Origin of the sequence: Stenotrophomonas sp. Sm6012 (genome assembly GCF_030985895.1) — a bacterium.
Taxonomy (GTDB): Bacteria; Pseudomonadota; Gammaproteobacteria; order Xanthomonadales; family Xanthomonadaceae; genus Stenotrophomonas; species Stenotrophomonas forensis.
The window spans coordinates 1-9,417 of the sequence record NZ_JAPTFX010000164.1; the positions used below are offsets into that span (position 1 = coordinate 1).

General features: G+C 68.5%; 10 protein-coding genes. 2 read left to right on the forward strand and 8 right to left on the reverse strand.

Annotated elements, in window-relative coordinates:
- Nucleotides 1–105: 105 nt before the first annotated feature.
- The 4 genes from O0J73_RS19665 to O0J73_RS19680 all read right to left on the reverse strand — a co-directional run bounded on the left by O0J73_RS19665 (nucleotide 106) and on the right by O0J73_RS19680 (nucleotide 3,929).
- Nucleotides 106–732, reverse strand: coding sequence for a superoxide dismutase family protein (locus O0J73_RS19665; RefSeq protein WP_004153542.1), 627 nt, complete (start codon nucleotides 730–732; stop codon nucleotides 106–108).
- Between the two features lie 31 nt (nucleotides 733–763).
- Nucleotides 764–1,333, reverse strand: coding sequence for a superoxide dismutase family protein (locus tag O0J73_RS19670; RefSeq protein ID WP_308309427.1), 570 nt, complete (start codon nucleotides 1,331–1,333; stop codon nucleotides 764–766).
- Between the two features lie 93 nt (nucleotides 1,334–1,426).
- Nucleotides 1,427–2,875 (reverse strand): nitrogen regulation protein NR(I), encoded by a 1,449-nt coding sequence (ntrC, locus tag O0J73_RS19675; RefSeq protein ID WP_308309429.1) that lies wholly within the window; start codon nucleotides 2,873–2,875, stop codon nucleotides 1,427–1,429.
- The gene (locus tag O0J73_RS19680; protein WP_004153540.1) at nucleotides 2,868–3,929 is read right to left on the reverse strand and encodes an ATP-binding protein; all 1,062 of its coding nucleotides are present in this window, start codon (nucleotides 3,927–3,929) and stop codon (nucleotides 2,868–2,870) included. Before O0J73_RS19680 ends, ntrC begins: the two co-directional genes overlap by 8 nt.
- A gap of 139 nt (nucleotides 3,930–4,068) precedes the next feature.
- Here O0J73_RS19680 and O0J73_RS19685 point away from each other — a divergent pair, with 139 nt between their 5' ends.
- Together O0J73_RS19685 and O0J73_RS19690 are read left to right on the forward strand one after the other, a co-directional pair.
- Entirely contained in the window at nucleotides 4,069–4,350 is a 282-nt protein-coding gene (locus O0J73_RS19685) for a type II toxin-antitoxin system RelE/ParE family toxin (RefSeq protein WP_014035516.1), read from the forward strand.
- A gap of 13 nt (nucleotides 4,351–4,363) precedes the next feature.
- Entirely contained in the window at nucleotides 4,364–4,660 is a 297-nt protein-coding gene (locus O0J73_RS19690) for a HigA family addiction module antitoxin (RefSeq protein ID WP_197563699.1), read from the forward strand.
- Between the two features lie 94 nt (nucleotides 4,661–4,754).
- Here O0J73_RS19690 and O0J73_RS19695 read toward each other — a convergent pair whose 3' ends face one another.
- The 4 genes from O0J73_RS19695 to O0J73_RS19710 form a co-directional block, all read right to left on the reverse strand.
- The gene (locus tag O0J73_RS19695; protein WP_004153539.1) at nucleotides 4,755–6,800 is read right to left on the reverse strand and encodes a TonB-dependent receptor; all 2,046 of its coding nucleotides are present in this window, start codon (nucleotides 6,798–6,800) and stop codon (nucleotides 4,755–4,757) included.
- A gap of 105 nt (nucleotides 6,801–6,905) precedes the next feature.
- Entirely contained in the window at nucleotides 6,906–7,220 is a 315-nt protein-coding gene (locus tag O0J73_RS19700; RefSeq protein WP_049455937.1) for a hypothetical protein, read from the reverse strand.
- Between the two features lie 82 nt (nucleotides 7,221–7,302).
- Nucleotides 7,303–8,469, reverse strand: coding sequence for an MltA domain-containing protein (locus O0J73_RS19705; protein ID WP_308309430.1), 1,167 nt, complete (start codon nucleotides 8,467–8,469; stop codon nucleotides 7,303–7,305).
- A 67-nt stretch (nucleotides 8,470–8,536) separates the two neighbouring features.
- Entirely contained in the window at nucleotides 8,537–9,283 is a 747-nt protein-coding gene (locus O0J73_RS19710) for an N-acetylmuramoyl-L-alanine amidase (protein WP_308309431.1), read from the reverse strand.
- Nucleotides 9,284–9,417: the final 134 nt, after the last annotated feature.

Sequence of the window (9,417 nt, forward strand, 5' to 3'; positions counted from 1 at the left end):
GGCCGGCAACCCTCGGATCTGCGATTGCCGGCCAGCGGCCGGCACTACCGCTCAGGAAAAAAGCCGGCTTGCGCCGGCGTTTTCCATTTCCAGCAGGTCTGCGCTTTACGGCGCCTTCTGGATCACCGCACACGCCAGGCGCGCACCGGCATTGCCGGTCGGCTGGGTCTTGTAGTCGTCCGCGTCGGCGTGGACGATCAGGCCGCGGCCGATGATGTCGAAGTCATCACCCTTGCCGATGTTGACGTTGCTCGACACCGGGCCATCGATGGTGGCCACGCCCTTGTCGTCGGCCTTGATGTTGGGCATGTCGCCGCCATGGTGCGGATCGGTGGCGACGTTGCCGTGATCCTGGTGGCCCGGGTTGAAGTGGCCGCCGGCGCTCATGCCGTCCGGCGCGCTGCAGTCGCCCTTCTCGTGGATGTGGAAGCCGTGCTCGCTGCCCGGCTTCAGGCCGGTGACCTGGCCGGTCACGTGGACCTTGCCGTCGACCAGCTTGAAGGTGACGCTGCCCTTGGCCTCGCTGCCCTGGGTCGGCGCCAGTTCAGCGGTGGCCGACGCATCTGCCGCGGGTGCAGCTGCCGGTGCGGGGGTTGCGGCCGGTTCGGTGGTGGCGCCCTCGGCCGCAGCGGCCGGCGGGGTTTCGGCCTGCGGCGCGGCAGGCTGCTGGCCGCAGGCCGCCAGGCCCAGCGCGGCGACGGCGACAAACAGCGAAGTGTGGATCAGACGCATGCAATCTCTCCCTGGATGAAGCCTGCAGTGATCAGCGGACAACCCGGATCACGCCACAGGCGATGCGGACGCCGGCATTGCCGGCGGGCTGGCTGCGATAGTCGTCGGCGTTGGCATGCACGACCAGTGCACGTCCGGCGATATCGGTGGCGGCGCCTCCGCCAAGGGTAACCCCCTTGAGGTGGATATCGACGTTGGCGCGGCCCTGGGCATCGGCACGCAGGTTGTCCATGTCGCCCAGGTGGTGCTTGCCGGTGCCGGCGCGGCCATGCGCGGCGCCACCGGGGTTGAAGTGGTTGCCGGCGCTGCTGGCATCCACCGCGCTGCAGTCGCCGCGCTCGTGGATGTGGAAGCCGGCCTGCTGCATCGGCTGCAGGCCACCGACCAGGCCGGTCAGGTGCACGCCACCGCTTTCGGTTTTCAGCACCAGGCGGCCACTGACGATGCTGGCCGAGGCCGGCGCCAGGTTCGCTTCGGCCAGCTGGGCCACAGGCGTGGTGACCACCGGCGGCGGGGTGGGCTGTGACTTCTGCGGCGCGCTGCCACAGGCAGAAAGCAGCACGGCGGCGGACAGCGGCAGGATGGCAGGTGAAAGGCGCATCAGGAACTCCTTGCAGGGAACACTACGGACGGCATCGTCCATGGCGGATCAACAGTTCGGCAAGCGGGCGCGAGGACCGTGTGCACGGGCCGTTCAATGGCTCCCGCGGCGGCGGCCCGCGCCCAGCTTGCGGGTGAGCGTATTGCGGCCCAGGCCGAGCCGCGCGGCGGCTTCGGCGCGGCGGCCATGGGTGATCTGCAGCGCTGCCTCCAGCAGGGCGTGGTCCACCCGCTCGCGCACCTGCGCGTGCAGGCCTTCGGTGCCCTCGGCCAGCTGCCGCCGCGCCCATTCGGACAGCAGCGCTTCCCACTGCCCGGGGTCGGCGCCCGCGCTGTTGCCGCGGCGGCTGCGCGTGCGGTTCAGCGCGGTATCGACGTCGGCAACGCCGATGGTGTCGGCGGCGGCGAGTGCGGCCATGCGCCAGCAGACGTTTTCCAGTTCGCGCACGTTGCCGGGCCAGTCGTGCTCGCGCAGCGCCTGCAGTGCGGCGGCGGTCAGCCGCTTCGGCGGCGTGTCCAGCTTGTGCGCGGCAGCGGCCAGGAAGGTGGTGGCCAGCTGCGCGATGTCCTCGCGGCGGTCGCGCAGCGGCGGCAGCTGCAGGCGCACCACGTCCAGGCGGTGCAGCAGATCGGCACGGAACTTTCCTTGTGCGACCAGGCCTTCCAGGTCCTGGTGGGTGGCGGCGACCACGCGTACATCGACGCGGATCAGCTCGCGGCCACCGACACGGAAGAACTCGCCCTGGGCCAGCACGCGCAGCAGGCGGGTCTGCAGCGGCAACGGCATGTCACCGATCTCGTCGAGGAACAGCGTGCCGCCGTTGGCCTGCTCGAAGCGACCGATGTGGCGGCGCTGCGCACCGGTGAACGCGCCGGCCTCGTGGCCGAACAGTTCGCTTTCCAGCAGTTCGGCCGGAATGGCGGCGGTGTTAAGCGCAACGAACGGCCCCTGTGCGCGCGGCGATTCGCGGTGCAGGGCGTTGGCCACCAGTTCCTTGCCGGTGCCGGTTTCGCCGGTGATGAGCACGGCCAGCGGCGCCTGCGCCAAACGACCGATGGCACGGAACAGCGCGCGCATCGGCGGCGTATCGCCCACCAGCTGCGGCTGCTGGTCGCTGGGCGCGTCGGCCACCGGCGTGGGCGCGGCCAGTGCCGGTGCCACGGCAGGCAGCACGCGCTGGGCCAGGGCCACCGCATCATCCAGATCGAAGGGCTTGGACAGGAATTCGTGGGCGCCGCCGCGGAACGCGCCGGCCGTGCTGGCCACATCGGTGTAGGCCGACATCACCACCACCGGCAACTGCGGCAGCGCGGCTTTCAGCTTGTCCAGCAGCACCAGGCCATCGTCGCCGGGCATGCGCACATCGGTGAACAGCAGCGCCGGCGCCGGGCCTTCGTTGAGGGCCTTCAGCGCAGGAGCGGCACTGTCGAAATCAACGACCTGGTAGCCCGCCTCGCGCAGCGCGGTGCACAGCACGAAGCGCACGGCGCGGTCATCGTCGACCACCCAGATGCGCTGCGCGGTGGTGGGGGAATCAGACATCGCGCGGGGCCTCCTCGGCCGGGGCGGCGCCGTTGCCGATCGGCAGCAGCAGGGTGAACACGGTATGGCCCGGGCGCGAACGGTAAGTGAGCGTGCCGCGGTGTTCGCGCGCGACCTGCTGGGCCAGCGCCAGGCCCAGGCCGGTGCCTTCGGCGCGGCCACTGACCAGCGGCAGGAACAGGTGCTCGGCCAGCTCCTCGGGCACGCCACGGCCGTCATCGGCGATTTCCAGGCGCAGGGCCAGCGTGTGCAGCTGTTCGGCGATGCGCACGCCGTGCTCGACGCGCGTGCGCAGGGTGATGACCCCGGCGCCGGCCTGGATGGCGTTGCGCACTAGGTTCCACACCGCCTGGGTGAGGCGATCGGCATCGCCATCGAACTCGGGAATGCTGGGGTCGTAGTCGCGCTGCAGGCGCACCGCCCAGCCTGCCTCGCTTTCGGCCAGGCGCAGCACGCGTTCCAGCGAGGCGTGGATGTTCAGTGGTGCATGCGGCGCGGCCGGTGCCGGCGACAGCAGCTGGTCGAGCAGGCCGTTGAGGCGCTCGATCTCCGAGCCGATCAGCTCGATCAGCTCACGTTCGCTGGCATCGCGCTGGGCAGCGCGGCGGGCCAGCAGCTGGGCCGCACCCTTCAGACCGGCCAGCGGGTTGCGCAGCTCGTGGGCCAGCCCCTTCAGCGCGGCACTGAGCGCGCTGGGCAGGGCCTGGGTCGGGTCGAGCCCGGGAAACTCGTCAACCGGATGCGCTTCGAGCAGCCAGCCGCCATCGTCACGGCGGCTCATCCAGCCCTCGGCGAAACGCGCACCCTCGCCCGGCAGGGCCAGCGCCAGGCGGTTCAGCCGCAGGCTGTCGCGCTCGTCGCGCGCCAGGAAATGGGCCAGCGCCTCGCCCTGCACTTCCAGCGCGGCCAGCGGCTGGCCGATCAGGCGGCGGACGCTGACGCCCAGCCAGCGCGCGAAGGCGGGATTGCAGCCGATGATGCGGCCATCGGCCCCGGCCCAGGCCAGCGGCGTGCCCAAGGCATCGAGGGACGGCGGGGGTGCGGGGTCGGACATTGCACCAATGTAGTGCAAAACGCGGGTCCAGCATCAGATCGCATCAAATGCGTCGCCAGCCGTCGCGCTCAGGAATTACGCCGCATGCTTGCCGAGGCGATACTAACGCCTTACGATACTATCGCCACACGTTACCAACATGCCGATCCAATCATTTGCCTGCAAACGTACGCAGGCACTGTTTGATGGCCATCGCGTGCAGAGATGGCGCCACATTGAAGCTGCCGCGCTGCGAAAGCTGGCCATGCTCAATGTGGCAGCCGATCTGCGGGATCTGCGCCTGCCGCCAGCGAACAGACTGGAATCGCTGCATGGGGACCGGCGCGGCCAGTACAGCATCCGCATCAATGACCGGTTCCGGCTGTGCTTTGTCTGGTCCCGGGAAGGTCCTGCCGAGGTCGAAATTGTCGATTACCACTGAAGGAGTCGTGCGAGTGCGAACCGTCCCCTATCCCGCTCCCGGCGAGATCCTGTTGCATGAATTCCTGGAGCCTTTGGGTATCACCCAATACCGGCTGGCCAAGGCAATTGGCGTCTCACAACGCCGGATCGGCGAGATTGTCTCCGGGGATCGCGCAGTCACTGCGGACACCGGGCTGCGCCTGTCCCGTTACTTCGGCGTCTCGGACAAGTTCTGGATAGGCCTGCAGGCCGACTTCGATGCCGCGATGACCAAGGAAAAGCTGGCCGAGGTGCTGGCGCGGATCGAGCCTTACAACGCGGTGGCATGAACCTGCCCGGGGTCGGATCCCTTTCCGTCAGGAAAGGGCTCTGACCCCTGCCGCAGGTCGAGCAAGCTCGACCACTACCGGATGCGTGGCCGGGTTACAGCTTCATGTTCAGGCCAACGAACACGCTGCGGCCGGGGGCGGGCGAGAACATCGGGCGGGCGCTGTCCCAGAAGAAGCTGTCGTACCAGGCGTAGGCGTATTCGCGGCCGGTGACGTTCTTCAGCTGCAGGTCCACGCTCCAGCGCGGGTTGATCTGGTACGCGGCGCTGAGGTCGAGCACGGCGAAGCCGCCGAACTTGCCGGCCTCGTTGCGTTCTTCCAGGTAGTAATCGCCCTGCGCGCGTGCCTGCAGGCCCAGGCGCAACGCGTCGCTGGCGCGATAGTCCACACCGAGGTTGCTGATGTGGCGCGGGGTGGCGGCCACTTCCCTGCCCTGCAGCGAAATGCCGGCAGCGCGGTCGTCGCGGGTGATCTTCGCCTCCTGATAGGCGTGCGAGGCCCACACCGTCCAGTCGTCGCCCAACTGCAGGCTCAGCTGCGCATCCACGCCGCGGCGGCGGGTCTTGCCCAGAGTGACCGTGGTGCCGGTGGCCGGCATGTTGGACACCTCGTTTTCCGCGTCCTGCTGCCACACCGCCAAGCGCGCCTGGCTGCCATGGAAGGGCTGGAACTTCAGGCCCAGCTCCATGCCGGTGTTGGTGGACGGCTGCACCGGCGCCTGCCCCGGGGTGAGGTAGGCCGGTGCGGTGGAGCCGGTGAGCACCTGGAAGGTGCGGCCCCAGTTGGCGTAGACGTGGGTGGTGTCGCCCAGGCTGTGGATGACGCTCAGCTTCGGCTGGCCGATGGTGCCGTAGTCCTGCAGGCGGCCGCTGACGCCGTTCATCAGGTGCGTGCTGCCACTGAAGCGGTCGACGCGGTAGGCCGGCACGATCTTCCATGCCTCGGCCGGCTGGTAGATGGCCTGCACATAGGCACCCCAGTTGTCGAAGCTGTGGCGGTCGTCGTTCTGCACGCGCGCCGGTGCCTGGCTGAAATCGGTGGGTTCGGCGTAGGCGTAGCGCTCGCGGATATAGCCGTTGTCCTGCTGCTCGTAGTTCAGGCCGCCTTCGACGGTGAGCGCGGGGCTGGCCTGCCAGGTGAGCGTGCTGAGCAGGCCGGTCTGGCGTTCATCCCAGACGCGGCGCTGGCGCGGCAGGTTGCCGCTGGGCAGGTCGCTGAAGGTCACGCGGCGGTCGTCTTCGTAGCGGTTGTAGTACAGCCGCGTGCCGAAGGTGAGCGCGTCGGACAGCTTCAGGTCGACGTGCGCGGCGATCTGCCGCATGTCGCGGTCATCGCCATCGTTACCGTTGCGCAGGTCGCTGCCACGGCGATGCGCGTGCATTTCGTCAGCGGTCATGAAACCGGGTTCGTCGGCTTCGTGGTGGTACGCGCGCGCGGTCAGGCCCACGCGCAGGCCGTCGTCCAGCGAGCCGTAGAACCATTTGCCGCCCAGCGAGTACTTCTTCGAGGTGTCGTGGTCGCGGTAGCCATCGCTGGCCTGGGTGCCGACGAAGTAGTTCTGCGCGAAGCCATCCACTTCGCGGCCCACCGCCAGCTGCGCGTCGCGGGTGTTGTAGCTGCCGTAGGCCAGCCGCGCATCGGTGTAGTTGCCGCCCTGGCGCGTGCCGAAGTTCACGTTGCCGCCGATGTTGTGCAGGCCGTAGCGCGGGTCGTTGGTCCCGCGCACCACTTCGATGTAGCTGATTTCCAGCGGGAACAGCATGTCGATGAAGCGCTGGTTGCCGCTGTTGACGTTGCTGGGGATGCCGTCGATGAGGGTCTTGATGGCGTTGAGGTAGCCCTCGCCGTTGAAGGCGCGGAAGCTGACCTTGCCCGATTCGGCACCCTGCCGAGTTTCGGTGAGCTGGATGCCGGGCATCTGCCCCAGCAGCTCCCAGCTGTGCGAGACATTGCGGTCTTCGATCTGGTCCGCGCCCAGCACGTCCACCGAGGTCAGGACCTGGTGGGCGCTCAACTGGCCTTCGCCATGCTGGTGCACCTGCACCTTGCCGAGGGTGAGCGCGGCATCGGCCGACTGTGCGAAGGCTTCAGAGGCGAACGGGGCGGTCGCGAGGGCGGCCACCAGCGTGGAGGTTTTCATGGGGGATGGAAGGGCGCGGATGAAATGTAATCATATAACATTTCACGCGTCTGCCATGTAGAGTCGAGCAGGCTCGACGCTACAAAAGCGGGGTGGAGCGGCGGCTTACACCGGGTAGCCGGTGGCTTCCCTGGCTTTCTTCCATGCGCTTTCGAATTCGCGCGCGGAGATCTCGTCGTCCTCGTCGAAATCGAGGAACGACACCGGCTGGTCGGCCAGCAGGAAGCGGTCATCGCTGTGGGCATGCTCGTCGGCCCAGACCATCTTGGTGCCGTAGATTTCCACCTGGCGCACGATCTTCTCGCCTCGCGCTTCCATCAGCACGTTGCCCTTGCCCAGGCCCGATTCGGCCCAGTGCTTGTAGTACTTCCTGGCGGCGGATTTCGCGCCGGATCTTGCGTTGTGTTTTGCGTGGGTCATTGCAGGGGTCCTGGCCGCAGGTGCGGCCGGAAAGTTCGGAATGGCGCCATTATCAGGCATCCGGGGGGCAGATCCCTGCCACCTACTGCGGCAGCGCGACGCCCTTCGGCCACAGCATCCAGATGTTGCCCTTCTGCTTCATGTCACCGGCCAGCTTGCCGGCGGCATCGCCACTGCCCCAGTACAGGTCCGCGCGCACTTCGCCGGCAATGGCGCCGCCGGTGTCCTGCGCAGCCACCGGGCGCACCACGGGCGTGCCGTCCGGGCGGGTGGTGGACAGCCACAGCAGGCTGCCCAGCGGCACCACGGTGCGATCCACGGCCACGCTGTAACCGGCGGTGAGCGGCACGTTCAACGAGCCACGCGGGCCTTCCGGGCTGTCCGGGTTGCGCACGAAGAACACGTAGCTGGGGTTGCTGCGCAGCAGTTCCGGCACGCGCGCGGGGTTGGCCCGGGCCCAGGCACGGATCGCGTCCATGGTGACGTCTTCCTTCTTCAGTTGGCCCTGGTCGACCAGCCAGCGCCCGACGGCGCGATAGGGGTGGCCATTCTGTTCCGCATAGGCCAACCGTACCTGCGTGCCGTCAGCCAGGCGCACCCGGCCCGACCCCTGGATCTGCAGCAGCTGCAGGTCCATCGGATCGGTCAGCCAGGCCAGGACTGGCGCCTTGGCCCCTTTGCTGGCAATCGTGCCGGCGTCGTCATACGGCTTGAGCACCTTGCCGTCGACACGGCCGCGCAGCCGCTTGCCCTTCAACTCGGGGTAGAGGCTGTCCAGCTGCACCACGACCAGGTCATCCGGCGTGCCGTACACCGGCACCGTCGCGGTGGCCGTGCGGGTGAGGCTGCCGGGGTAGATCGGTTCGTAGTAGCCGGTGATCAGGCCATCGGCCTGGTGGCCTCCGGCGCGCAGCGCGTAGACATCGAGGTCGCGCTGCAGGAACTGGCGGATCGCGGCCGCGTCCTTGTCTGAAACGGCTGCTGCGGCGGCGCAGGGCCTGGCCCAGACCGCATCGTTCTTCAGGCGGGTGCAGCTGCTGCGCCAGGCAACGAAGCCGGCCTGCAGATCGCTGTCGGAGACTGGCGGCAGCGCGCTCCACGCGGCCTTGGCATAGGTGGCCGCGGGCGGCGTGACCGGCGTCGGCACTTCGGATCCGGTGCGGGGAGCGGTGGTGGAGCAGCCGGCGAGCACGGCCGCTGCCAGCAGGATGCAGTGCCTGCGCTTGAAGAAGGTGGCGGAATCGATCATGCCGCCATGGTGGCGGGCCGGCCGCTGGGCGGCAACCCAGCGTGGGGTCAAGCGTTCATGCGCGTGGTCACGGCATCTGCAGCAGCAGCGAATGCAGGATGCGCGCGTCTTCGGCATCCAGCGTCTTCGGCAGGTCGTCGCGGCCACGGAAGCGGCGGTGGAAGGCGGCGACGGTGGCGTCGCGGTTGTCCAGCGGATAGCCGAAGCGGGCCAGCGCGTTCCACGCATCGAAGCCTTCCGGTGCGGCACCATCGGCGGCGCGCGGCCAGACGCCGAAACCGGCCTCGGCCAGCTGTTGCCACGGGAAGAACCGGCTGGGGTCCTGCTTGCGCGTCGGCGCCAGGTCGGCATGGCCGATCACCTGGCGCGGCGGAATGTTGAGGCGGGTGGTGAGATCGCGCAGCAGCACGATCAGCGATTCGATCTGCGCCGCGCTGAACGGGCTGCGGCCATCGTTGTCGAGCTCGATGCCGATCGAGGCTGAATTGAGATCGGTGATGGTGCCCCAGCGCCCGGCCCCTGCGTGCCAGGCACGGCGCTCATCGGCCACCAGCTGGTAGCGATGGCCATCGGCACCGATCAGGTAGTGCGCGCTGACCGGCCCACCGCTGTTGGCGGTGCGCAGCGTACGCAGGCTCTGCTGCACCGATTTCTGCTCGGTGTGGTGGATGACGATGATGACCGGCGTGCGCGCGTTCTGGTTGGGTGACGGCACCCAGCTGGCGAGCGGGTTGTGGGTTTCCTGCGGCGTGGAGGCGCATGCGGCCAGCAGCAGGCAGGCCGAGAGCATCAGGGCGGTGCGGGTCGGGTGCATGGCCCGATTGTGCGCGATCAGGCGCGATGATGCATGCCGCCGTGCCGAGCAAGCTTGGCATCCACCAGAGAGGATGCGGTAGATCCACGCCATGCGTGGATGGGCTACCCGCTGTGCCGACCAACGGTCGGCAC

Excerpts from the sequence above, each read along its gene's own strand:
- O0J73_RS19710 (WP_308309431.1), bottom strand. The coding sequence starts at position 9,283 with ATGCACCCGACCCGCACCGCCCTGATGCTCTCGGCCTGCCTGCTGCTG.
- O0J73_RS19665 (WP_004153542.1), bottom strand. The coding sequence starts at position 732 with ATGCGTCTGATCCACACTTCGCTGTTTGTCGCCGTCGCCGCGCTGGGC.
- O0J73_RS19685 (WP_014035516.1), top strand. The coding sequence starts at position 4,069 with ATGCCGATCCAATCATTTGCCTGCAAACGTACGCAGGCACTGTTTGAT.
- O0J73_RS19705 (WP_308309430.1), bottom strand. The coding sequence starts at position 8,469 with ATGATCGATTCCGCCACCTTCTTCAAGCGCAGGCACTGCATCCTGCTG.
- O0J73_RS19680 (WP_004153540.1), bottom strand. The coding sequence starts at position 3,929 with ATGTCCGACCCCGCACCCCCGCCGTCCCTCGATGCCTTGGGCACGCCG.
- O0J73_RS19695 (WP_004153539.1), bottom strand. The coding sequence starts at position 6,800 with ATGAAAACCTCCACGCTGGTGGCCGCCCTCGCGACCGCCCCGTTCGCC.
- O0J73_RS19670 (WP_308309427.1), bottom strand. The coding sequence starts at position 1,333 with ATGCGCCTTTCACCTGCCATCCTGCCGCTGTCCGCCGCCGTGCTGCTT.
- ntrC (WP_308309429.1), bottom strand. The coding sequence starts at position 2,875 with ATGTCTGATTCCCCCACCACCGCGCAGCGCATCTGGGTGGTCGACGAT.
- O0J73_RS19700 (WP_049455937.1), bottom strand. The coding sequence starts at position 7,220 with ATGACCCACGCAAAACACAACGCAAGATCCGGCGCGAAATCCGCCGCC.